Source organism: Photobacterium sp. (assembly GCF_033720175.1).
GTDB lineage: Bacteria > Pseudomonadota > Gammaproteobacteria > Enterobacterales > Vibrionaceae > Photobacterium.
Map to the genome: position 1 here is coordinate 222,775 of NZ_JAWWDA010000007.1, position 23,465 is coordinate 246,239.

Here is a 23,465-nt window from a genome sequence, read left to right on the forward strand (position 1 = left end):
CTGTTGTGTTTGCTTGTTATTAGTTTTGAATCCAACCAAGAAATCATCCTCAGTCAGAAACCAACGGTTAAGCTAACTTCAATCCTTCCTGACTCATGCCCTTAAATTCAGGCATTAGTGAAATCAGGTGCTTGCTGTATTCATGCTGAGGTGCCGTGAACAGTTGCTCGGTAGGCGAGACTTCCAGCAGGGTTCCCATTTGCATGACACCGATACGGTCACACATCTGGCGGATAACCGGCAGATCATGGCTGATAAACAGCATGGTTAGATTGAGTTCATCCTGCAGATCTTTTAGCAGATTAAGAATTTGTGCCTGGACCGATACATCCAGTGCCGATGTCGGTTCGTCACAAATCAGCAGGCGGGGACGGGTTGCCAGCGCACGGGCGATTGAAATACGCTGGCGCTGACCACCGGAGAATTCATGGGGATATTTCACACTGGCTGCATGGCCTAAGCCAACATGATCCAGCAAATCATGTACAATCTGACGGGTTTGTGTTTCATTTTCAGTTAATTGATGGAAACGAATAGGCTCGGCGATGATGTCAAATATCTTCATTCGCGGGTTCATTGAAGAATAAGGATTCTGAAACACCATCTGCATCTGACGACGCAAAGGACGGCGCTCTTTCTCGCTCTTCAATGCGGTCAGATCAATCCCTTCAAAAGTAACCTTACCTGAGTTTGGCGGATACAGGCCGGCAATTACCCGGGCAATCGTCGATTTACCCGAACCCGACTCACCAACCAAACCAAATGTTTCCCCTTCGAAGATTTCGAAGCTGACATTGTTAGAGGCTTGAACATACTCACGGCGGCTTTCAAAGAATGAATCTTTGGTCACAAAACGTAAATTGACGTTTTCCACTTGCAATAATGCCCCGGTGTAGCTGCGCTGATCTTGACTCTGTCCCAGCCAGTGATTTTTTACATCCAGCTTAGTCAGCTCTTTTGCTTCTTCGATATAGCTCACCAGTGGAAAACGTTTTAATTTCACATCAGAGCGTGGTACCGCTGAAATCAGGCTTTGGGTATAAGGGTGATTTGGACGACGGAGGACTTGCTCTGTGGTGCCGATTTCAACCAGATCGCCACGATACATCACCGCAACGCGATCGGTAACATTTGCAACCACGCCCATGTCGTGAGTTACCAGCATGCAGCCGACATTTTTCTTAATACAAAGGTCACGAATTAAGGTCAGGATCTGATCCTGAATCGAGACATCCAGTGCTGTCGTCGGCTCATCAGCAATGATCAGATCAGGCTCACCAGACAGTGCAATAGCAATAACCACACGCTGCCGCATACCACCGGAAAACTGATGCGGATATTGTTTTATACGCAGCTCTGGTTCAGGGATCCCCACCTGCTCCATCAGACCGATGGCACGAGAGTAGGCTTCTGCTTTACTCACCTTCAGATTCGTTAAGATGGTTTCTGTCAGCTGCTGCTCAACCGTAAACAGCGGATTAAGTGACGTCATCGGATCCTGGAAGATAAAACCGATTTTAGAGCCGCGAATTTTCCGCATCTTTTCAGGCGAGAGACCCGAAATCTTTTCACCATCCAGATACACTTCACCGGCGGGAATTTGTCCCGGCGGGCTCAGCAAATCAATTACCGCATTCCCCACGGTTGATTTTCCCGCTCCCGACTCACCAACCACGCCGACAATTTCACCGCGCTCAATCGAAAACGACAGCGATTTTACCGCCGCATGCGTACCGTGACGTGACGGATATTCTATACGGAGATTTTTTACTTCTAATAATGGCATTACCAGACCCCAACTGCTCGGCAGCGTTCTGCCCTGTCTGAAAAACTGAATCCTTTCGCTTCCAGCATAAATGGCTGGAACTTTGCTCATCCAACAATCTGTCAAAAATTTCACAGAAAATCAACAAAACAATGTGAAAAACTGAAAAATAGAGAATAAAACGAATAAATAGTCACTATATTTTTTAAGAGGAGCGAACATGCCAAGTATTAAAGCTGCTCTGACCTCACCTCAAACACGCCATAATAGCAGTGTTTCGCACTGATACCTGAGTTATAAGTGATTATTTAATATAAACAAAGAGTGCATAAAACAGCACAAGGAAAATTATCACAGATTAACAAACCATAAACAATCGGCCAAAAAACAGGCCGTTTATGGTGATTTCCATTAGGTATAAAGTACCGTGCAATATATACATCTGATTTCTAGTAGGGTGGTCAGTGAATACCACTACATAAATTGCGTGTTATTAATAGAGATCGAGGCCGTCGGCTAAAGGCTTAGCTAACACAAGTAAGGGAGGTGGGCTACAAAAGCAGATATCAAAAGCCGGAGATGCGCCACCAAGCGGTGCTATTCGCTGAATTTTGATCGAAAAAAAGCCCCGTCTTTCGACGGGGCTTTCTTAATGTGGTCGGTGAAGAGGGATTCGAACCCCCGACCCTCTGGTCCCAAACCAGATGCGCTACCAAACTGCGCTATTCACCGAACAGTTTTAGGCTTATAGCCAAGGAAATGCATGCATTACCTGAATATGGGGTGGCTAACGAGGCTTGAACTCGCGACAACCGGAATCACAATCCGGGACTCTACCAACTGAGCTATAGCCACCATTGTAAGTGGTCGGTGAAGAGGGATTCGAACCCCCGACCCTCTGGTCCCAAACCAGATGCGCTACCAAACTGCGCTATTCACCGAACTAATTTTTACTGTTGGTGCCCTTACCGAGGGTCGCCCTCTGGTCCGCTACTCCCAAAATCAGGATGCCCGACCAAACTGCGCTATTCACCGACATTAGTAGCGAGGTTCTAGGTTCTAGATACTCGACACTTTTTATATGTTTCAAATCTTACCAGATTATTCTGCCCGATTGTATCCAACAGAAGTAAAATGGTCGGTGAAGAGGGATTCGAACCCCCGACCCTCTGGTCCCAAACCAGATGCGCTACCAAACTGCGCTATTCACCGAACTTTTTTGGCTTTTGATGCCCTTGCCGAGGGTCGCCCTCTGGTCCGCTATTCCCAAAAATCAGGATGCCCGACCAAACTGCGCTATTCACCGACATTAGAAGCGAGGTACTAGGTACTCGACACTTCTTTGTATGTTTTAAATCTTACCAGATTGTTCTGCCCGATTGTATCCAACAGAAGTAAAGTGGTCGGTGAAGAGGGATTCGAACCCCCGACCCTCTGGTCCCAAACCAGATGCGCTACCAAACTGCGCTATTCACCGAACTTTTTGGCTTTTGGTGCCCTTGCCGAGGGTCGCCCTCTGGTCCGCTACTCCCAAAATCAGGATGCCCGACCAAACTGCGCTATTCACCGACATCATCAACAGTCTCGCCGTTGAGGCCGCCTATATTACTCAGCAATTTATTTTAAGCAAGTTTTACAATGCATTTTTTCCTATTCAGGAATCAGTTGCTCATCAAACAATCAAAGAAGAGAAAACACCGTAACTTAAGTGATCTCAAACGCATCATTTGGGACACTAATCAAACAATTATCGAACCATTGATCCAGATCATCATAACAATTTCATTCCATTGGTTATCTTGTGACCACTATTCCACGACTTAAGGACAGAGCATGGATTTTTGGCTAGATCTTCTATTTGGTAATGCCATAGGACTCTCTTCAATGATCGTCATCTTTGGGGCGTTGGGATTAATGATATTTTTCGGTGGTTACTTTGTCTACAAAGTACTATCAGCACCCTCTCCTCACTAGAGCCATTTAGCAAAGTCATTTGCTTACCAGGGTCAAACTGTCGGTCTTGACCCTGGATTTCTTTTTCTTTATGCCTGAGTACATGACTCGTATAATAACAATATCGTCCCCTAACTCCGAGCTATCATGTCAGATAACGATGAATCAGATCTCTTCCGAGAGATGATGGCCGATGTATCGCCGCTCAAACAAGACCAAGTCGAAACGCAACATAAATACCAGGTTACCGAAGCACACATCGCCAGACAAATTGCAGCACAATCACTTACCGATAGCGATCCAGAATACCTGTCACTTGATTACGCTAATATGCTAAAACCTGAAGACATGGTCGAATTTAAACGCGACGGTGTACAGGAAGGTGTTTTCAGAAAGCTGCGTCTTGGTAAATACGAGATCCAGGCTCGTTTAGATCTGCATCGTAAAACCTTACAGCAAGCCCGTGATGAAATACTGCAATTTTTAAAGCAATGCCAGCGTATGGATGTACGTACAGTAATGATTGTGCATGGCAAGGGTGAACGTTCTAATCCACCCGCGATGATGAAAAGCTATGTCACCACCTGGCTAGAACAAATTTCAGATATCATGTGCTTCCATTCTGCCCAGCGACAACACGGTGGGACTGGAGCCACTTACGTCATGCTCAAAAAAAGTGCAGAACGAAAAATGGAAAATCGCGAACGTCATCAAAAACGCCAACGATAGCCTCTAGCCTAAGCTTGCCATACCACTCTAAAAGCCAATAATATCAACACAATGCCAGACAATCGATCAATCATTTGTGCTTTGGTTCGTAACTTATCCAGCACGTTGGGATTGGAGAGGACAATTGCAATAAAGGTGTACCATAAGCCGTCCACCAACAAAGGGGTCGCGACAATGATCGCACGGCTCGAGACTTCTGTTCCCACGGCAACAAACTGACTGAAAAGAGCTAAAAAGAACAGAGCCAGTTTCGGGTTCAATAACGAAATCATTAAGCCATCACGCGCCGCCTCACTGAAGCTCGCTTGTTCCCCGGCCGCCAATTTGGCCGCAACTCCCCCTTTGGAGCGTAATGCATTTACCCCCAGATAGGCTAGGTAGGCCGCCCCCGCGTAAGAGATAAACATAAATAGCGTCGGTGACTGCTTTAATACCACCGCAAGCCCCAACAAGGTCAGCAAAGCATAGCCTCCCACACCTAAGGCATGCGCCCACGATGTGGCAATACCGTGACGTCTCCCACCGGCCAGACTGTGTTTGGCAACAACCGCTAAACTGGGTCCCGGAGACATCGCTCCTAATAAACAAATCATCAATAATGAAAGCCAAATACTCAGTGTCATGCCTTACTCCGTGTCTCGGGGATACGTTCATATACTGACATCCAGCAGCACATCTGTATAGTTATCAGTACAAACGGATATCGCTAATTTACTTCTAGCTCTTAGGTTTTGAAAGCGGTGCAATCCGCCCTTGGGTTAGCGACAGCAAATCTTTCGGTGCTAACTCAATTTCCAAGCCCCGGCGTCCGGCACTGACACAAATTGTCTCAAATTGTTGTGCTGAAGCATCAAGGAAAGTCGGCAAACGCTTCTTCTGCCCCAGAGGGCTGATCCCGCCCACAATATAACCTGTCGTTTTTTCAGCTATTTGAGGGTCAGCCATATCCGCTTTCTTTCCTCCCGCCGCCTTTGCGGCAGCTTTGAGATCAAGCATGCCAGATACCGGCACTATTGCCACGGCCAGTTTTTTGGCATCGCCATTGAGGGAAAACAATAATGTTTTAAACACAAGGTTGGGGTTGTGGCCCAGAACTTCTGCGGCCTCTAAGCCGAAGTTAGTATTTGCCGGATCATGCTCATATTGATGAACGGTAAAAGTGATCCCCTGTTTTTTAGCAAGCTTAATCGCTGGAGTCATTGTTATTTTACGCCTTAGATCGAGTGGTAATGAATGGTTCATTTAAGGACATTGTTTAAGCACTATACCAACTCTGATAAATACCGGCGAAAAAAAACGGCACCCAGAACGCTGGATGCCGCTTCTAAATTAACGCATAAGCCGATTATTTGTAAGCAATCTCGCCTTTGGGAGCGTAGGCATTTACATCAATTGGGCTGTTTGCCTGAAGGAACTCTTTCAGCACTTCTGCATCAACAAAACCCGTGTTTACGTGGCCAGGATGACCAGCAACCTTCGGATAGCCATCACCACCAGCAGCGTTGAAGCTTGGAATTGTAAAACGGTATGTCGCTTTTGGATCCAGCACTTTACCGCCAATTTTCACATCACGAACAGCACCATTTTCAATAACCATTGAAATGCCGTAGAACTGAGCGTAAGCACCAGAATCTACTGGTTTAGTTGCTACTACATTTAGATAATCGGTGACTTCAGCACCCGTCATATCAGTGTAAGTCACGATGTTTGCGAACGGCTGTACCGTCAGTACGTCTTTATAGGTGATATCACCACCGGCGATAGAATCACGCACACCGCCAGAATTCATTACCGCAAAGTCAGCTTTAGCGCGTTGCATGTGTGAGGCTGCAATCAGGCGGCCCAGGTTAGTCTGCTGGAAACGAACGACATTACGATCACCTTCCAGCTTACCATTGGATTGGGCAACTTTAATATTCAGTTGCTCCTGCCCTTTCTCCTGATAAGGCGTCAGGAAGGACAATACTTCCTCATCCTGAGTAATTTCATCCTCAATAAAGACGCGCTTCTTGGAGCCGTCAGCCATCTTGACTTTTTTCTTCAGGTTAACCGGGATCAAATCATAGCTGACCATCTGCAGTTCGCCGTTCTGGAACTCAAAGTCAGCACGGCCGACATATTTGCCCCATTCGTGCGCCTGAACAATCCAGGTACCATTTTGCTGATCGGGCTGACAGGCTTCACCTGGATTAAAGTTCTTGTTGTACATGTTAGGACCTTCCATGCAGACCGGCTCTTGTGAGTGGCCGCCGACAATCATGTCCAAATCACCTTCAGTGACATAGCGCGCTAACGCTACATCACCCGGAGCATTAACACCGCGGTTGCCATTTTCGTAATGGCCCATGTGTGTTGCTGCAATGATAACATCCGGGTTTTCTGTCTCTTTCAGTTCAGCGATGATCTTTTTCGCTTCTTCTTTTGGATCACGGAAATCAATACCACCGATAAATTCCGGGTTACCGATTTTCGCTGTATCTTCCGTTGTTAAACCGATAACGGCGATTTTAATCCCTTGTTGCTCGAAGATCTGGTACGGCTGGAACAAGCGTTTACCGGTTGTCTTATCATAAATATTGGCCGACAGCATCGGAAACTCCGCCCACGCTTCCTGCTTACGCAGGACTTCCAGCGGGTTGTCAAATTCATGGTTACCTAATGCCATTGCATCATAACCCAGCATGTTCATACCTTTAAAGTCAGGTTCAGCATCTTGCAGATCTGATTCAGGAACGCCGGTATTAATATCACCACCAGAAAGAAGCAACGATGTGCCACCTTCGGCGGCGACCTCTGTACGAATTTGTTCTAACAGTGTTTTACGTGCTGCCATCCCATATTCACCATTCCTATTTTGCCAGAAACGGCCATGGTGATCGTTGGTATGAATAATCGTTATTTTATACGTCTTATCTGCATCCCATGCTGGAGAAACGTTTTCTGCTTGACTCGCACAACCAGAAAGGGCGGCAAGTAAAGCTGCGCTTAATGCTGCTTTAGTAAATAGGTGTTGCTTCATGTTTTTCACCTTAATCATATATTTTTTATTTATTTTTATACCCAAGGTATACACCACTGACTGCATTCCTTGCCGTTAAGTCTGACCTATGAAATGCAGATACAAACAGGCCTCAGTTTAAGTTAATTAAATACCAGTTGCGGGTTCATTTCATCAATCTGTTGACCAGATCACTTTACAGAAAATCCAATTACGCCAAACACCTATAACAAGCACAAAAAAGCCCCGTCAGTGCGGGGCTTTTGATAGCATTGTTAGTTATCTTGGATATCAATCAAGCAGTTATATTGGTATAGGCCAATATTAAGCGCAAACCAATTTACGGCTCGGATGCTTCAATAGCACAGCGACCACAGCCGCAACGGCCAGGAAGAAACAGTAATAAGAGTGGCTTACAACTTCCAGAGGCGATAAGCCAAAGACGGAGCCCAGCAGTAAGGCTTGTGCGCCATACGGCAATACGCCCTGAATGACACAAGAGAAGATATCCAGCAGACTGGCTGCACGGCGCGGGGTGACACCATTTTCTTCGGCTAATTCCCTTGCAACACCACCGGACACGATAATGGCCACCGTATTGTTCGCGGTACAACAATTCGTCAGGCCAACCAGACCGGCAATACCCAGTTCACTCGCGCGTAGATTCTGTTCTTTACTATGCGCTTTACTAAATAATCGGATTATGCGGCTGATCATCTGAGTCAGATAAGCTAAGCCCCCTTGCTGACGCATCAACTCGCTAATACCGCCAATCAGCATCGACAGCAGGAAAATTTCCTGCATATTGCCAAAACCGGCATAAATATCTTTTGCATATGTTGACAGGGTATAGTCATCGGCAGACAGCAGTCCGACACCTCCAGCCAGCAAAATACCCAGGCTTAGCACGACAAAAACATTCAGGCCGGAAACGGCCATTACCAGAATAGTGATATAAGGCAAAACTTTTAGCCATTCAACATCACCGGCAACTGGTACTTCTGTTGCCGCACTGCTAAAAGCAAAAACGGCAATCGCAATCAGTGCCGCTGGCAGAGCAATATGGATGTTCTCGCGAAACTTATCGCGCATCTGACAACCTTGCGATCGGGTCGAGGCTATCGTGGTATCAGAGATAATAGACAGATTGTCACCAAACATCGCACCACTGAGTACGACACCAGCAGTCAGCGCAACATCTATCCCTGCTGCCTGTGCAATTCCTACCGCGACAGGTGCAACAGCAGCAATGGTTCCCATTGATGTTCCCATCGCTGTCGCTATAAACGCCGAAATCACGAAGATACCCGGTAAGATCATGCTGGCGGGCAACATTGAAAGGCCAAGGTTCACGGTAGCATCAACACCGCCTGTCGCTTTGGCAACCGCTGAAAATGCCCCTGCAAGTAGATAAATCATACACATAGCTATTATATCGCTATGCCCGACCCCCTGCAAAAACTGCTCAATCGCCTTATTAAGCTTTTCTTTGCTTAATAACAGCGCGATGAGCACCGCAGGCAAAGCGGCAACAGGTGCCGGTAACTGGTAGAATGCGAAGTCTACCCCTTGCATAGTGAGGTAGCTCCCCACACCGATAAATAAGGCGAGAAAAATGCCTAAAGGCAGCAATGCAAGTGCTGAAGGCTTAATCGTTAATTGTTGTGTTGTGTTCGACATGATGACTACAGGACATCTATTTTAAAATTTGCCCTAGACTAAAACTTCCCTCTATACGTGTCAACATCTAGACGTCTAAACATCCATCGGTTTGTTCACTAAAGCAATGTACGGTCAGATTTCGATGAGGGCATTTTTTTGACACCATCTATTAGCTGCGCCAATAAAAAGTCTTTAATTTATATCAATTAAAAGGGGAGGAGCATGTGCTACTTTTGCGTGCAAATCGCTCAAAATCCCTATAGAATCGCCGACTTAAAAATGACTTATTCCATCCCGCCTTCTGAGATCACAAATGAAATTATCATTAAAGCACAAACTCATTGGTGCCAGCTTATCTGCGGTCGTCGTAATGGCCACAGCACTAACCTGGCTAGCCGCCGATCAACTTTTTGACCAAACCCGAAGCAGTATTTACTCGCGAGCTGACAGCCTGGCGTCTGCGGCAACTGACGGAATTTCAGACTGGATTTCTATCCGCAGCGATATTGCAAGTGCATTCAATGACTACAGCACTGAAGCGGATGTTGTACCGTTTTTACAACAGGCTCGTAAAGCCGGCGGCTTTGATGACATCTTCCTGGGCACACCCGCCGGAGCCATGTACCGATCGCACCCGGATAGAAACCGTGCCGATTATGATCCCCGTACCCGCCCTTGGTACCGCGACGCTCAAAATGCCGGAAAACAGATCATCACCACGGCATATCGCGATGCAATCACTAATGCACTGTTAGTCACCATTGCTGAGCCTGTGATGAAAAACGGCACTATGGTGGGTGTTGTAGGCGCCGACGTTCTGATCGATCAATTAATCAATGATGTGATCAACATGGATGCGGGTAAAAATGCTTATGCGATGCTGATCAATAAACAAGACGGTACTTTTCTTGCCCATCCGAATCAATCTCTGCTGCTGAAACCAATCAACAGTTATAGCAAAGAAATCAGCATGTCGAGTATCGAAGCCAGCCTGCACGGCAGCAAAGATCAGGGCAACCGTATTAATGAGATCACGACCAACGGACAAAAAAAGCTCATTTACTTTGCTAATGTTCCAGGCACCGATTGGCTGTTAGGGATAGAAATGGATCGCGTCACTGAAGAAGCCGGCCATACAAGCCTGCTTCGTCAGCTGATCATCACTGCAGCCTTGATTACCCTGATTGTAGTAAGTACCGTAGCCTGGTTAGTCGGTTTCTTATTCCGTGATTTAGGCCGGGTATCCCAGGCGCTGGCAGAAATTGCATCCGGTGAAGGCGATCTGACTCAGCGTCTGGAACCTCGTAATGATGATGAAGTTGGTCAGCTGGCCCACAATTTCAACCGTTTTGTCGGCAATATGCACGGTATGATCACGCGCCTGAGCGAAGTTTCCGCCTCACTGAACCAGCAGTCACATCTTACTGCTTCACAGGCAGAAGAGCGCAGCACCCGTATCCAGCACCAGCAAGATGAAATCAATATGGTGGCAACAGCGATAAATGAAATGGCGGCCGCTACTCAGGAAATAGCCAATAATGCCGATAACACGGCAAGCACATCGGCCGAAACGGTTACCGCTTCTGAACATGGCGCCACTCAGGTCAGCCAGAGCCAGCAATCTATCTCCAGTCTGGCACGTGAAGTTGAAACGGCAACGGAGGTGATCGGAGAGCTGAACACTCACGCCCAGAGCATTAATACCATCCTGTCGACGATTCAGGGGATTGCCGAGCAGACCAACTTGCTGGCACTGAATGCGGCAATCGAAGCCGCTCGCGCCGGCGAACAGGGCCGTGGTTTCGCCGTGGTCGCTGATGAAGTACGTGTACTGAGCCAGCGTACTCATGCATCGACCCAGGAAATTCAGCAGATGATTGAAACTCTGCAGCAGACCACCGGCCGTGCAGTTGGGATCATGGAAGATAGCCGTCACCTGGCTGAAACCAGCGTTGACGATGCAAATGCCGCCTCTGCCAGCTTGTCACAAATCAACAGCGCTGTGACCAATATCAGTGATATGGCAACCCAGATCGCTTCTGCTGCTGAAGAACAATCATCAGTAACCGCAGAGATCACCCGCAATACCGAAGGGGTACGTGACGTCTCAAACGAATTAGCAATTGAAGCTGATGAAGCCGCTCAGCAAGCTGCTGAGTTATCTAACCTGTCGCACGAACTGCAGCAAGAAATTAGCCGCTTTAAGCTTTAGAAACTAGAAACTAGAAACTAGAAACTAAATTAAAAAAGGCTTGCCACCCGGCAAGCCTTTTTGATCTCATCAATACACCTAGGCTAAGCCTCAGACAAGATTAAACACAATCGCAGATACAGCCAACAACCCCATCACCAGAATAAAATAAGTGCTGATCTTGCCACGATAGCGCTGCAACGCTTTCACTTTATATACTGCAATCATTGGCATGATAAACAAAATCATCGCAATGACAGGGCCAGAGAAAGCTTCCATCATGCCTAGAATACTCGGGTTCAACACTGCGGCTCCCCAAATACTGAAGAACATAAATGCAATACCTAACCAGTCCGCTTGCTTAGCACTTAACAGAGATTGCTTTTTCAGCATGCCGTTTAAACTTTCCCGGGCGCCTAAAAAATGCCCCAAAAAAGAGGATGAAATCGCAATAAAGGCAATCAATGGCCCGAATGCCACAATAACCTGGCTGTCATGGACATTCGCCAGATACGACAGTACTGATACGTTTTGCGCTTTCGCTTCCAGCAGCTGCTCGGGGCTTAAACTCAGTACACACGAGAAAACAAAGAACAGGACAAATGAAATCAGCATTACCGAGGTACGCTTTAAGATCTGCTCTGCTTTAACCGTGGCTTGTGAACCATAATGACGACGCTGTGCCCCCGAAAAACTAGAAATAGCCGCAGCATGACTGAACGCAAAAACCGTCACAGGAACAGCTAACCACAATGTTGTCGATAACTGGCCAAAATCCAATGGGCTCGATATTTCAGGTAAGTGCCAGTTAGGTATTAAGTAAATCGATAGCCCGGCCAGAATAAGAGCCAATGGATAAACGATAACCTCAAAGGCTCTCAGCATCACTTTTTCACCTGCCATCATGATCGCGATCATGCTGAAAACCAATCCGCCAGATAGCAGTACTCGTGGGGGTGACACCATTTCTAATTGATTGACCATAAAACTGTCAACGGTATTGGTAAGGCCAACGCCATAGATCAACAAAATGGGAAAGATAGAGAGAAAATACAGGATTGAAATAATACGCCCTGTTGATGTACCAAAATGCTCTTCAACCACTTCGGTAAAATCCGCTTCAGGGCGAGACGAGGAAAGAACAAACCGTGCCAATCCGCGATGAGAAAAATAGGTCATCGGGCCTGCAAGTAGCGCCATTACCACTAATGGCCAAAAGCCGCCGGCACCAATATTAATCGGTAAGAATAAAATCCCGGCTCCAACTGCGGTACCAAATAAGCTCAGCATCCAGCTGGTATCATGGCTATTCCAACGAGATCGCGATACTGACTCATTGCCTAAGGGTATATCTTGATATAATGACACGTAACATCCAACTTCTACGAAATTTATTCAGGGCGAAGTATACAGTTACAGAATTTAATTCTCACAGAGCGGGCGTGACAGATATCACTCCCTCAATAGCCTATATATAGGTGCATCATCCAATATCTTCCTGATGAATAATTAATATCACCATTAACAGAGCGGCAACTAGTGAGATCATCCGAATTTTACTAATTGATAATATTTTATATAAGCAACCAAGATCGTTTGAAATAGAATCAACTCAAAAAAAACGGCTAAGCAGAATTCTCTACTTAACCGTCTAGTTTTTAAGCTGTTATCAACTTATTGAATATCAATGTGCTCAAAGCTTTTAATCAGATCATCGAGTTGTTTGATCTGCGCCAGGAACGGCTCTAGCTTGTCTAATGGGAAAGCCGACGGGCCATCACAACGTGCTTGATCCGGTGTCGGGTGCGCTTCCATAAACAGACCTGCAATACCTGCGGCAATACCCGAGCGTGCCAGATCAATCGTTTGTTCACGACGGCCACCCGATGCCGCACCCAGTGGATCACGGCATTGCAGTGCATGGGTTACGTCAAAGATGATCGGGCTGCCTTTCGAGGCTTTCTTCATCACATCAAAGCCAAGCATATCGACAACCAGGTTATCGTAGCCATGCAGGACGCCGCGCTCACATAAGATCACATTGTCGTTGCCACACTCAGCAAACTTCTCAACAATATTACCAACCTGACCGGGACTCATAAACTGAGGTTTTTTGGCATTGATCACCGCACCGGTTTTCGCCATCGCTTCAACCAGATCAGTCTGGCGCGCCAGGAAAGCGGGCAGCTGAATAACATCCACCACATCTGCGACAGGTTGCGCCTGATGAATTTCGTGGATGTCAGTGATGATCTTCACGCCAAAGGTATCTTTCAGTTCCTGAAAAATTTTCAGCCCTTCATCCATACCCGGACCGCGGTATGAATGCACCGATGAGCGGTTTGCTTTATCGAAAGAAGCCTTGAAAACGTAAGGAATACCTAATTTATTGGTTACTTCAACGTAATGCTCACAGATCTGCATAGCCAGATCACGAGACTCAAGCACGTTCATACCACCGAACAAGACAAAGGGCTTGTCGTTAGCTACGTCAATGTCACCAATACGAACAACTTTTTGTTCCATCATGTTTATCTTCTCGTGTTAATTAATGCAGGGTAAGGGGCTCTTCATTTAACGCCAGAACCTGCAACTTAAGCAATTCTGCCGCCGGATCTTCCGGGCATTGCTCGATGAAATAAGCATAATCCGTCGCTGCGGCATGGCTGCAATCTAACTGCTGGTAGATATAGCCACGATCGCGGATTTCATGCGGATCGTCCGGACGGATAGATAAGGCTAAGTCACTGCAACGCAAAGCATCGGTATAATGCTCTTCGCGTAATAGTGCGCTTTTCAGCACCGTTAGCCAGCGAGCCAGAATATCTTTGTTATCTGCCGTGGCGAAATGCTCATCTTTGAGTTCCGAAAACGGTCCCCTATAACCGATGAGCCAACCTCGCAAGGTACGTAAGCTGATATATTCGCCATCAAAGGGGTTGATGAACTGCTGTTCACCATCGAACCAATTAACTTTCAGAATGTACTGAGTCGGAAAGCCAACGCTGGTTACCGGTAACTCCAGATGACGGGCTAAGTATAGAAAAATCGCACCAAGGCTGACCGGGATCCCTTTTTTGCGCTGCAGTACTTTATCCAGCAATGCATTTTCAGAAGAGAAATATTGCTGATTATCGCCATGAAATCCCCATTCACGATAAAATAGTCGCAACAGGCCTTCAAGCCGCAGTCTTGGGTTTGGCTCATCCATCAACGCCTGTTCAGCTTCCTGGGCAAGCCTCTTCAGCTGCATACGAACCCAACCGATAGGAAAAGCCGGTTCGACAGCGGCTGTAATTTCCATCGCCCCTTCCACCAGTTCCATCTGATCCAACTCGTCATCATTAAACGGCAACATGCATTACCCCAGAAATGACGTTTTTGTTACTGCTATATTTGCGGCCGCCATCACCCAACCTAATGCCCCGAAGAAAGCAAAGGTCTTAAATACCTTGTTCTTGCCGTATCTCAGGGTAAAGAAGCCTAGTGCAATATAAGCTAATACGCAGCTCAGTTTCTGGGTAAGCCAGCTACCGGTTTCGGTGAAAGGCATGATCCCCGTGATCATAATAAGTCCGATGCCGGACAATAGCAGTACGGTATCAACCACATGTGGTGTGACTTTGAGGAATTTTTTCTCCGTCAGCTGAGAATTCGCCATCATCAGGCAATAACGGGTAACAAACAGTAATACACTTAATGCAATTGCTGCCATGTGAAGATCTATCATTACATTGTACATTTTTTTCTCTCTCTATCCTTGCCAGCAGCCCATGGTGACTCGATCGAGCCCTGCATAGTCTTGTGCTGTTGATACCAGGTTATAACCCAGTTCCTGTAGAATGGTGCGTACCGCTTTTCCTTGCTCAAAGCCGTGTTCCATCAGCAACCAACCTCCGGGCTGCAGGTATTGACGTCCTTGCTCGCTGATAATCTGAATATCAGCCAGGCCATTATCGTCAGCAACCAAGGCACTTTTCGGCTCAAACCGCACATCGCCCTGAGATAAGTGGGGATCAGCTTCATCAATGTAGGGGGGATTACTGACAATAACCGCAAACTGTGCGGTTTCAGCCAACGGGGTATACCAGCTTCCGGCGAGAAAGCGGGCATTACGAATATCTAACCGTTCGCTATTTTCCGTCGCCAGTGCCGCCGTTTCAGGGCGAAGATCAATTCCCGTCACCTCAACATCAGCACGCTCTGAAGCTATCGCTAGCGCAATGGCACCGGTTCCCGTGCCTAAATCTAATACCGAACAGGGCTGGGCCGGAATTTTCTCCAAGGCCAGTTCAACCAGACGCTCGGTATCTGGCCGCGGGATCAGCGTCGACGGCGAGACTTTCAGCGGCAGTGACCAAAATTCACGTTCACCAAGAATGTAAGCCACCGGCTCACCCGCCAGGCGCCGCTTTACTAATGCATCAAATGCCGCGCATTGCTCTTGTTCCAGCCTTTTTTCAGGCCAGGTTAGCAAGTAGCTACGGGGCTTATCGAGTACATGGCACAGCAATACCGCCGCATCTAACTGCGGGCTGTCAGAGCCCGCCTGCGTTAATTGTAAAACGGTCTGCTTTATCAGCGCTTCGATGCTGAGTGACATTACTGTTGCTCAGCCATTGCCGCTAGCTGATCGGCCTGATATTCCTGTAATACCGGTTGGATCAGGCTATCGAGATCACCTTCCATCACTTCATTCAAACGGTAAAGGGTCAGGGTAATACGGTGATCCGAAACACGGCCTTGCGGGTAGTTGTAGGTGCGAATACGGTCAGAACGATCACCCGAACCTAACAGGTTGCGACGGGTACTGGCTTCTGCTGCATGACGTCTTTCTTCTTCCGCTTTGATGATACGTGCGGCCAGTACTGACATCGCTTTCGCTTTGTTCTTATGCTGTGAACGCTCATCCTGACACTCAACCACAATACCGGTTGGCAAGTGCGTAATACGAATCGCCGAATCGGTGGTGTTAACGTGCTGACCACCTGCGCCTGATGAACGGAACGTATCGATTTTCAGATCGCCCGAGTTAATTTCAGGAATTTCAGCTTCTGGTACTTCAGGCAAGACCGCAACCGTACAGGCAGAGGTATGCACACGGCCCTGAGATTCTGTCGCAGGTACACGCTGAACACGGTGGCCACCTGATTCAAATTTCAAAATACCGTATGCGCCATCGCCATTGACCTTGGCGATCATTTCTTTATAGCCGCCCTGCTCTGAGCTATTGGCATTCATAACTTCAATACGCCAGCCGCGGCTCTCTGCATACCGGCTGTACATGCGGAACAGATCACCGGCAAAGATGCCCGCTTCATCACCACCGGCACCGGCGCGTATTTCAATAAAGCAGTTACGCTCATCATTCGGGTCTTTGGGGATCAGCAATACCTGCAGTTCATCTTCTAACCGAAGAATGCTGGCTTTGGCTTCTTTGACTTCTTCCTGCGCCATTTCACGCATTTCAGGATCGTCTTCATTGGCCATTTCTTCCGCCTCAACAAGATCCTCTTGAGCTTGCTGATAAGCCTTGAAGCACACCGTGATCTCTTCTAGCTGAGAATACTCTTTAGACAGGGCACGGAACTTATTTTGATCGCCGATGATACCGGGATCACCAAGCAAATGCTGAACTTCTTCGTAACGCTCAACCAGGGTTTCTAATTTAACTAAAATTGATGAATTCATAGGATCTTTAAATTAACTTTTAATCGAGTCCAAGCCCAGACTTTCACGAATAACAGACAGTTTTTCCGGTTCACCATTGTGAGCCGCCTGCTGCATCGCACGGGTTGGCGCATGAATGAGTTTATTGGTCAGTTTGTTACTTAACTCGGCCAGTACTTTTTCTGGCGCAGCGCCATTGGCTATCGCCTGCAAACTACGGTTAAGCATGTCATTTTTAATTTCGTCGGCATAACATCGGTACTGACGAATACTGTCGACGGCTTCGAGTGAACGCAACCAACTCATAAAGGCGGCGCTTTCCTCGCTCACAATGGCTTCAGCCTGAATCGCAGCGACTTTCCGTTGTTCCTGGTTCTTTTCAACAATACTGTGCAGATCATCGACGGAATACAGATAAGCATCGTTCAGATCACCGACCTCTGCTTCAATATCCCTCGGTACCGCAATATCAACCAACAGCATTGGCTGATGGCGGCGGAGCTTAATCGCATTTCCCACCATACCTTTACCGACAATCGGTAACGGGCTGGCCGTCGAGCTGATCACAATGTCAGCACGGTGCAAATGTTCTGGAATGTCGGGCAGACCAATCACTTCCGCGCCAAATTCATTGGCCAGACCTGCGGCCCGTTCTTTGCTACGGTTCGCTACAATTAACTGATTGCAACCCTGCTCAACTAAATGACGGGCAACCAGATCAATGGTTTCCCCCGCTCCAATCAACAGCACTGTCGCTTCAGACAACGATTCGAAAATTTGCTTCGCAAGTGTACAGGCCGCAAAAGCCACCGACACCGCATTACCGCCAATATCGGTTTCAGTACGGACACGTTTCGCAACCGTAAATGTTTTGTGGAACAGTTTTTCCAGCATGCCATGAACAGCTTCTTGCTCTCGTGAGTCAGAATAAGCCTGCTTTACCTGGCCTAGGATTTGTGGCTCGCCAAGTACTAAAGAGTCCAGTCCGCATGCCACACGCATCAGATGACGTGCCGCCGCCTGTTCTTCATGAAAATATAAACTGGGCATCAACTCCTCCGCGGAGAGCTGATGAAAATGAGTCAGCCAGTCAATCATGATACCCGGCCCTGGCTGTGTCACATCGCAGTACACTTCCGTACGATTACAAGTAGATAAAATGATGCCACTCGTCACTGCAGGGTGAGCTTCTAACTGCTGTAAGGCTTCAGTCAGTTTATCTGGTGAAAAAGCCACTTTTTCACGCAGATCGACAGAAGCCGTTTTATGGTTAATTCCTAATGCAAGCAGGGTCATGGAGACGGTGTACCAACTTCGCCGATGAAATGATCTAAGGCAGGATTTTACTTGATGCCCCACAGTAATAAAAGGAGCCATGTGTAATCAATACGGCATAGCCACACATTTGTAGGATTTTAAGGGCGATTATTTTATCCCAATCGTGATTATTTTTATGATATTACGCTTTTATTTGGCTTATTGGGCAATTAGGGATATTGTTGCGACAAACCAATCAGCGAATCGTTAGATATGCCCGCAACCTCCTCGTTTCGATTTTTTCAAGGTCGATCTGTTCTGGATCGAAGCCCTCATGTTCGTGCATGGCGTTTCATTGGTATTTCATTTATTCTTTCTCTCATCGTTGGCTGCGCCCAGCAACTGCCTCTCGTGACTCAGACAGACTGGCAAAGCCATGAACAGGCCCTTCAGTACCTGAACCACTATAAAGCAACAGGGAAACTTGGCTATAAAGGCCCGGAACAGCGCTTTGGTGCCAACCTCTTATGGCAAACAGCGCCTGAGGCTGATCGCCTGTTACTGACTAATTTTTTGGGTAAGACCTTACTCAAGCTCGATACGACACCGACCAGAGCAACGTTGATTTCCCATGAAGGCAAACGTTATGACGGTTCAAATGCCTCCGTACTGGTACGTGATCTAACCGGTATCAACCTCCCCATTGAACAAATGCGTGACTGGTTGATCGGACTGCCGACAGACGCTGATTCCTATCAGCTCAATGGTGATAATCGCCTCGCCTCTCTGGCCAAACAAATTGACCAACAATTATGGCTGGTGGATTATCAGGAATACAACTATTCCATAACGCCCTCGCTTCCCAAGCGCATCATTTTAAAACAAGACAAGCAACATATTACTCTCGTCATCAATAAGTGGGATTTAACACCGCAATGAGCCACACCATGCCCCCCCGCAACCCAATATTGAACCGTACAACAAGCTGGCCTGCACCGGCTAAGTTGAATTTGTTTCTTTACATCACCGGTCGTCGTCCGAACGGCTACCATGAGCTGCAAACGCTGTTTCAGTTTTTAGATCACGGCGATACGCTGACCATAACGGCTAACGATTCAGATGTTATAAATCTGACACCGCCCATTGATGGCGTCGCAACCGAAGAAAATTTGATTTATCGTGCTGCCGATGCCCTGCGCAAAGCGGCGAACCTTAAAGCAGGGGCCGATATTCATATCGATAAGATCCTGCCAATGGGGGGCGGCTTGGGTGGTGGCTCTTCGGATGCGGCAACCACGCTGGTTGCCCTTAATTATTTATGGCAAACCAAACTCAGTGTCGATCAATTGGCAGACATTGGAGTCACTCTAGGTGCTGATGTGCCGGTTTTTGTCCGTGGTTTTAGCGCATTCGCAGAAGGCATTGGTGAACAGTTACACCCTGCCGAGCCGGATGAAAAATGGTTCTTAATCGCAAAACCGGATGTCAGCATTGCCACTGGCGATATTTTCACCCACCCGGATTTGCCCCGAAATACACAAAAACGCAGCCTGAAGGCCCTTTTAGAGGGGGTTTACGAAAACGATTGCGAAAAAATCGTCAGAAGACTGCACCCCGAGGTTGATAAGGCGCTTTCGTGGCTGTTAGAATATGCGCCGTCGAGATTGACTGGCACTGGCGCTTGTGTGTTTGCTGAATTTAGCACTTATCAAGAAGCCGATGCAATACTGAAAAAATTACCTGACTGGCTCCAAGGATTTGTCGCAAAAGGTGTCAACACATCTCCCCTATTGACAACCTTGAACACACTTTCCACGGAATGTCAGTAACTACAACTTGGACGCAACCTGAGGTTTCCACCGTGCCTGATATGAAGCTGTTTGCTGGTAACGCAACACCAGAACTAGCCCAACGCATTGCTGACCGTCTATACATTTCACTAGGAGACGCGACAGTTAACCGTTTTTCCGATGGTGAAGTGTGTGTTCAGATTAATGAAAATGTTCGTGGTAGTGACGTATTCATTATTCAATCAACTTGTGCTCCAACCAATGACAATTTAATGGAATTGGTTGTGATGATCGATGCGCTACGCCGTGCTTCTGCAGGCCGTATTACCGCTGTTATTCCTTACTTCGGTTATGCTCGCCAAGACCGCCGTGTCCGTTCTGCTCGTGTGCCTATTACGGCTAAAGTTGTAGCAGATTTCCTTTCTAACGTCGGTGTTGACCGTGTTCTGACCGTTGACCTGCACGCAGAGCAAATCCAAGGCTTCTTCGATGTTCCTGTCGACAACGTCTTCGGCAGCCCTGTTCTTCTAGAAGACATCCTGGCGAAAAAACTGGAAGATCCAGTGGTTGTTTCTCCAGACATCGGCGGTGTTGTTCGTGCACGTGCTATTGCAAAGCTGCTTGATGACACAGATATCGCTATTATCGATAAACGCCGTCCACGCGCGAATGTTTCTCAGGTAATGCACCTGATCGGTGACGTTGAAGGCCGTGACTGTGTGATTGTTGATGACATGATCGATACTGGCGGTACACTGTGTAAAGCTGCTGAAGCGCTTAAAGAGCGTGGTGCTAAGCGTGTATTCGCTTACGCAACTCACCCTGTCTTCTCTGGTAACGCTGCTCAGAACATCAGAGAGTCAGTGATTGACGAAGTTATCGTAACCGATTCAATCCCTCTTTCTCAGGAATTGCTAGATACCGGCCGTGTTTCGGTACTCACTCTTTCAGGCATGCTGGCCGAAGCTATTCGCCGTATCAGCAACGAAGAGTCTATTTCTGCTATGTTCGAACATTAATCGCTGATCAACCAGTCGTTTCAGCTCTCAGCGGCTTCGCTCCAGAGTCATGAGATGAACGGTGATAAGCATTAAATCGAACAGGCGATGAACCGCAAACGCCTCGCACTATGCGAGGCGTTTTTTATTGGTTGCTTTAACAATTGCGCTGATCATACCAATCTGAGTCAGATTGGTATAACATATCGCGCGTTTTGAGCCCTGATACCAATCGCATTTAATGCCTGATAATTTCTTGGCTCTGCTTTAATATGATTGGTATATGACTAGAGAGACAAGCGTGAGTAACAATATTCGTCTATTGGTAGGTCTGGCCAACCCAGGTCCGGAGTATGCTAGAACCCGCCACAATGCGGGAGCGTGGGTGGTGGAAGAGCTTGCTCGTGTTCATAATATTAACCTGCGAGAAGACCCTAAATACTTTGGCCGAACCGGTCGGATCACCACTGACGGTCACGATCTTCGCTTGTTGATCCCTAGCACTTTTATGAACCTGTCAGGGAAATCTGTGGCAGCGCTGGCTAAATTTTTTCAAATTCAGCCCGAAGAGATCTTAGTGGCACATGATGAACTGGACTTGCCTCCGGGTGTCGCTAAATACAAAAAAGGCGGCGGTCACGGTGGTCACAATGGTCTGCGTGACATCATCAGCAAAATGGGTAATAACAAAGAATTCTATCGTCTGCGTGTCGGTATCGGACACCCCGGCGACAAAAGCAAAGTCACAGGCTTTGTGTTGGGTAAAGCGCCAGCCAAAGAGCAGGAAAATATCGATGCCGCTGTTGATGAAGCAGTACGTTGTATGGATATACTGTTAAAAGATGGGCTGAACAAAGCGCAAAATCGACTACATTCATTCAAAGCAGAATAATCACCAAAAGGGTTTCCAACCATGGGTTTTAAATGCGGTATCGTGGGTCTGCCAAACGTTGGTAAGTCCACACTATTCAACGCCTTAACCAAAGCGGGTATCGAAGCAGCAAACTTCCCGTTCTGTACTATCGAACCGAACACCGGCGTTGTACCTGTGCCAGATCTTCGTTTGGATGCACTGGCGGAGATTGTTAAACCACAACGAATTCTGCCAACAACAATGGAATTCGTAGACATCGCAGGTCTGGTTGCCGGCGCATCAAAAGGGGAAGGTCTAGGTAACAAATTCCTGGCTAACATCCGTGAAACTGACGCAATTGGTCACGTTGTGCGCTGTTTTGAAGATGACAACATTGTTCACGTTGCAGGCAGAATAAACCCGCTCGATGATATTGAAGTTATCAATCTTGAGCTGGCACTGGCTGATCTAGATACCTGTGAACGTGCTATCTTCCGTCAGGCGAAAAAAGCAAAAGGCGGCGATAGCGATGCTAAATTCGAAACCGCTGTACTTGAAAAGCTACTGCCTACTTTAACTGAAGGCGGCATGGTTCGTTCGGTCGAGCTGAGTAAAGAAGAGCTGGCGGCGGTTGATTACCTCCACTTCCTAACAGCTAAGCCAACTATGTATATCGCAAACGTCAGCGAAGATGGTTTCGAAGATAACGAATACCTCGAGATGGTTCGTGAATATGCCGCCAAAGAAAATGCGGTTGTCGTGCCAGTTTGTGCTGCTATCGAGTCTGAAATTGCCGAACTTGATGATGCCGATCGCGAAGAGTTCCTTGCCGATATGGGTATTGAAGAACCTGGCCTGAACCGTGTGATCCGTTCTGGTTACGAACTGCTGACGCTGCAAACCTACTTTACGGCAGGTGTGAAAGAAGTACGAGCATGGACGATTCCTGTCGGTGCGACAGCACCGCAAGCTGCAGGTAAGATCCACACCGATTTCGAAAAAGGCTTCATCCGTGCAGAAGTGGTCGGTTACGATGCTTTTATCGAGTTCAAAGGTGAAAACGGTGCTAAAGATGCCGGTAAATGGCGCCTTGAAGGCAAAGATTACATCGTTAAAGATGGCGATGTTGTCCACTTCCGCTTTAACGTATAAAGCAAAAGCGTATAAATATCGGCAATTCAGTGTCTGATTATGATAAGCCAGTAGAAATACTGGCTTATTTTATATGGTTCCGACAGCGAGCAGTGCAATGGCCCCCTCTCAATTTTGTCAATTTTATGTTGAAAAAGTGGTTTTGAGTTTGCCATTTACACATTTCGTCCAAATAACAATCGAACAAACAAATTTTCGATAGATATCGAAAAAAACTGTTGACGGTTTTTGCTGGTATGAGCATAATGCGCCCCGTTCCCAAGACAGTGGACAGCTAAAAACACCGTCGTTAGGAACAAAAAAAAGATGGCTACGTAGCTCAGTTGGTTAGAGCACATCACTCATAATGATGGGGTCACAGGTTCGAATCCCGTCGTAGCCACCATCTTCACTCTCTGAAGTGAAGCATCGCAAGATGTAAAAATACCAGATGCGGAAGTGGCGGAA

At 47.2% G+C, this 23,465-nt stretch carries 20 protein-coding genes and 6 tRNA genes; 9 read left to right on the top strand and 17 right to left on the bottom strand.

Annotated elements, in window-relative coordinates; translation table 11 throughout:
- Positions 1-67: 67 nt before the first annotated feature.
- The 6 genes from R3289_RS10500 to R3289_RS10525 form a co-directional block, all read right to left on the bottom strand.
- The gene (locus tag R3289_RS10500) at positions 68-1,786 is read right to left on the bottom strand and encodes an ABC transporter ATP-binding protein (protein WP_318925480.1); all 1,719 of its coding nucleotides are present in this window, start codon (positions 1,784-1,786) and stop codon (positions 68-70) included.
- A 634-nt stretch (positions 1,787-2,420) separates the two neighbouring features.
- Positions 2,421-2,497, bottom strand: a tRNA-Pro gene (locus R3289_RS10505).
- A gap of 47 nt (positions 2,498-2,544) precedes the next feature.
- Positions 2,545-2,620, bottom strand: a tRNA-His gene (locus R3289_RS10510).
- Positions 2,621-2,629: 9 nt separating this feature from the next.
- Positions 2,630-2,706: transfer RNA gene (locus R3289_RS10515), tRNA-Pro, on the bottom strand.
- A 194-nt stretch (positions 2,707-2,900) separates the two neighbouring features.
- Positions 2,901-2,977, bottom strand: a tRNA-Pro gene (locus R3289_RS10520).
- Positions 2,978-3,165: 188 nt separating this feature from the next.
- Positions 3,166-3,242: transfer RNA gene (locus tag R3289_RS10525), tRNA-Pro, on the bottom strand.
- A 356-nt stretch (positions 3,243-3,598) separates the two neighbouring features.
- Here R3289_RS10525 and R3289_RS10530 point away from each other — a divergent pair.
- Positions 3,599-3,739 carry a DUF3149 domain-containing protein gene (locus tag R3289_RS10530; RefSeq protein WP_318925453.1) on the top strand — a complete coding sequence of 47 codons (141 nt, stop codon included), beginning with the start codon at positions 3,599-3,601 and terminating at the stop codon, positions 3,737-3,739.
- A gap of 126 nt (positions 3,740-3,865) precedes the next feature.
- Positions 3,866-4,447, top strand: coding sequence for a DNA endonuclease SmrA (smrA, locus tag R3289_RS10535; RefSeq protein WP_318925454.1), 582 nt, complete (start codon positions 3,866-3,868; stop codon positions 4,445-4,447).
- 8 nt (positions 4,448-4,455) lie between these two features.
- Here the strand turns inward: smrA and R3289_RS10540 are convergent, their stop codons facing one another.
- The 4 genes from R3289_RS10540 to R3289_RS10555 all read right to left on the bottom strand — a co-directional run bounded on the left by R3289_RS10540 (position 4,456) and on the right by R3289_RS10555 (position 9,125).
- A complete protein-coding gene (locus R3289_RS10540; RefSeq protein ID WP_318925455.1) occupies positions 4,456-5,070 on the bottom strand; it encodes a LysE family translocator in 615 nt (204 codons plus the stop codon).
- A gap of 94 nt (positions 5,071-5,164) precedes the next feature.
- Positions 5,165-5,647 (bottom strand): Cys-tRNA(Pro) deacylase, encoded by a 483-nt coding sequence (gene ybaK, locus R3289_RS10545; RefSeq protein WP_318925456.1) that lies wholly within the window; start codon positions 5,645-5,647, stop codon positions 5,165-5,167.
- 145 nt (positions 5,648-5,792) lie between these two features.
- Entirely contained in the window at positions 5,793-7,466 is a 1,674-nt protein-coding gene (ushA, locus tag R3289_RS10550) for a bifunctional UDP-sugar hydrolase/5'-nucleotidase UshA (RefSeq protein WP_318925457.1), read from the bottom strand.
- A gap of 303 nt (positions 7,467-7,769) precedes the next feature.
- Positions 7,770-9,125 (bottom strand): Na+/H+ antiporter NhaC family protein, encoded by a 1,356-nt coding sequence (locus R3289_RS10555; protein ID WP_318925458.1) that lies wholly within the window; start codon positions 9,123-9,125, stop codon positions 7,770-7,772.
- A 295-nt stretch (positions 9,126-9,420) separates the two neighbouring features.
- On the opposite strand from R3289_RS10555, the gene R3289_RS10560 reads away from it, so the two are divergent.
- A complete protein-coding gene (locus tag R3289_RS10560; RefSeq protein WP_318925459.1) occupies positions 9,421-11,319 on the top strand; it encodes a methyl-accepting chemotaxis protein in 1,899 nt (632 codons plus the stop codon).
- Between the two features lie 90 nt (positions 11,320-11,409).
- On the opposite strand, the gene R3289_RS10565 is transcribed toward R3289_RS10560, so the two are convergent.
- The 7 genes from R3289_RS10565 to hemA form a co-directional block, all read right to left on the bottom strand.
- Entirely contained in the window at positions 11,410-12,666 is a 1,257-nt protein-coding gene (locus R3289_RS10565) for an aromatic amino acid transport family protein (RefSeq protein ID WP_318925460.1), read from the bottom strand.
- Positions 12,667-12,972: 306 nt separating this feature from the next.
- Positions 12,973-13,827 (bottom strand): 3-deoxy-8-phosphooctulonate synthase, encoded by an 855-nt coding sequence (kdsA, locus tag R3289_RS10570; RefSeq protein WP_318925461.1) that lies wholly within the window; start codon positions 13,825-13,827, stop codon positions 12,973-12,975.
- A 19-nt stretch (positions 13,828-13,846) separates the two neighbouring features.
- The gene (locus R3289_RS10575) at positions 13,847-14,656 is read right to left on the bottom strand and encodes a SirB1 family protein (RefSeq protein WP_318925462.1); all 810 of its coding nucleotides are present in this window, start codon (positions 14,654-14,656) and stop codon (positions 13,847-13,849) included.
- A 3-nt stretch (positions 14,657-14,659) separates the two neighbouring features.
- On the bottom strand, positions 14,660-15,040 hold the full coding sequence (locus R3289_RS10580; RefSeq protein WP_318925463.1) for a SirB2 family protein: 381 nt from the start codon (positions 15,038-15,040) through the stop codon (positions 14,660-14,662).
- A 12-nt stretch (positions 15,041-15,052) separates the two neighbouring features.
- Positions 15,053-15,901 carry a peptide chain release factor N(5)-glutamine methyltransferase gene (gene prmC / locus R3289_RS10585; RefSeq protein WP_318925464.1) on the bottom strand — a complete coding sequence of 283 codons (849 nt, stop codon included), beginning with the start codon at positions 15,899-15,901 and terminating at the stop codon, positions 15,053-15,055.
- Positions 15,901-16,989 carry a peptide chain release factor 1 gene (gene prfA, locus R3289_RS10590; protein WP_318925465.1) on the bottom strand — a complete coding sequence of 363 codons (1,089 nt, stop codon included), beginning with the start codon at positions 16,987-16,989 and terminating at the stop codon, positions 15,901-15,903. Before prfA ends, prmC begins: the two co-directional genes overlap by 1 nt.
- Positions 16,990-17,001: 12 nt before the next feature.
- Positions 17,002-18,264 carry a glutamyl-tRNA reductase gene (hemA, locus tag R3289_RS10595; RefSeq protein ID WP_318925466.1) on the bottom strand — a complete coding sequence of 421 codons (1,263 nt, stop codon included), beginning with the start codon at positions 18,262-18,264 and terminating at the stop codon, positions 17,002-17,004.
- A gap of 234 nt (positions 18,265-18,498) precedes the next feature.
- On the opposite strand from hemA, the gene lolB reads away from it, so the two are divergent.
- The 6 genes from lolB to R3289_RS10625 all read left to right on the top strand — a co-directional run bounded on the left by lolB (position 18,499) and on the right by R3289_RS10625 (position 23,403).
- Positions 18,499-19,164: a lipoprotein insertase outer membrane protein LolB gene (gene lolB / locus R3289_RS10600; protein ID WP_318925467.1), complete on the top strand. Its 666-nt coding sequence runs from the start codon at positions 18,499-18,501 to the stop codon at positions 19,162-19,164.
- Positions 19,161-20,054: a 4-(cytidine 5'-diphospho)-2-C-methyl-D-erythritol kinase gene (gene ispE, locus R3289_RS10605; protein WP_318925468.1), complete on the top strand. Its 894-nt coding sequence runs from the start codon at positions 19,161-19,163 to the stop codon at positions 20,052-20,054. The genes lolB and ispE overlap by 4 nt, the downstream gene beginning before the upstream one ends.
- Before the next feature lie 32 nt (positions 20,055-20,086).
- Positions 20,087-21,034 (top strand): ribose-phosphate pyrophosphokinase, encoded by a 948-nt coding sequence (locus tag R3289_RS10610; protein WP_318925469.1) that lies wholly within the window; start codon positions 20,087-20,089, stop codon positions 21,032-21,034.
- 280 nt (positions 21,035-21,314) lie between these two features.
- A complete protein-coding gene (pth, locus tag R3289_RS10615) occupies positions 21,315-21,905 on the top strand; it encodes an aminoacyl-tRNA hydrolase (RefSeq protein ID WP_318925470.1) in 591 nt (196 codons plus the stop codon).
- 21 nt (positions 21,906-21,926) lie between these two features.
- Entirely contained in the window at positions 21,927-23,018 is a 1,092-nt protein-coding gene (ychF, locus tag R3289_RS10620) for a redox-regulated ATPase YchF (protein WP_318925471.1), read from the top strand.
- 308 nt (positions 23,019-23,326) lie between these two features.
- Positions 23,327-23,403 (top strand) — tRNA-Met (locus R3289_RS10625).
- Positions 23,404-23,465 lie beyond the last annotated feature (62 nt).

Bases quoted from the DNA above. Each gene is read 5' to 3' on its own strand.
- R3289_RS10575 (WP_318925462.1), bottom strand. From the start codon at position 14,656: ATGTTGCCGTTTAATGATGACGAGTTGGATCAGATGGAACTGGTGGAA.
- ispE (WP_318925468.1), top strand. From the start codon at position 19,161: ATGAGCCACACCATGCCCCCCCGCAACCCAATATTGAACCGTACAACA.
- R3289_RS10580 (WP_318925463.1), bottom strand. From the start codon at position 15,040: ATGTACAATGTAATGATAGATCTTCACATGGCAGCAATTGCATTAAGT.
- R3289_RS10500 (WP_318925480.1), bottom strand. From the start codon at position 1,786: ATGCCATTATTAGAAGTAAAAAATCTCCGTATAGAATATCCGTCACGT.
- R3289_RS10560 (WP_318925459.1), top strand. From the start codon at position 9,421: ATGAAATTATCATTAAAGCACAAACTCATTGGTGCCAGCTTATCTGCG.
- ybaK (WP_318925456.1), bottom strand. From the start codon at position 5,647: ATGACTCCAGCGATTAAGCTTGCTAAAAAACAGGGGATCACTTTTACC.
- hemA (WP_318925466.1), bottom strand. From the start codon at position 18,264: ATGACCCTGCTTGCATTAGGAATTAACCATAAAACGGCTTCTGTCGAT.
- ychF (WP_318925471.1), top strand. From the start codon at position 21,927: ATGGGTTTTAAATGCGGTATCGTGGGTCTGCCAAACGTTGGTAAGTCC.
- kdsA (WP_318925461.1), bottom strand. From the start codon at position 13,827: ATGATGGAACAAAAAGTTGTTCGTATTGGTGACATTGACGTAGCTAAC.
- lolB (WP_318925467.1), top strand. From the start codon at position 18,499: ATGCCCGCAACCTCCTCGTTTCGATTTTTTCAAGGTCGATCTGTTCTG.
- R3289_RS10555 (WP_318925458.1), bottom strand. From the start codon at position 9,125: ATGTCGAACACAACACAACAATTAACGATTAAGCCTTCAGCACTTGCA.
- prfA (WP_318925465.1), bottom strand. From the start codon at position 16,989: ATGAATTCATCAATTTTAGTTAAATTAGAAACCCTGGTTGAGCGTTAC.
- R3289_RS10530 (WP_318925453.1), top strand. From the start codon at position 3,599: ATGGATTTTTGGCTAGATCTTCTATTTGGTAATGCCATAGGACTCTCT.
- prmC (WP_318925464.1), bottom strand. From the start codon at position 15,901: ATGTCACTCAGCATCGAAGCGCTGATAAAGCAGACCGTTTTACAATTA.
- R3289_RS10540 (WP_318925455.1), bottom strand. From the start codon at position 5,070: ATGACACTGAGTATTTGGCTTTCATTATTGATGATTTGTTTATTAGGA.
- smrA (WP_318925454.1), top strand. From the start codon at position 3,866: ATGTCAGATAACGATGAATCAGATCTCTTCCGAGAGATGATGGCCGAT.
- ushA (WP_318925457.1), bottom strand. From the start codon at position 7,466: ATGAAGCAACACCTATTTACTAAAGCAGCATTAAGCGCAGCTTTACTT.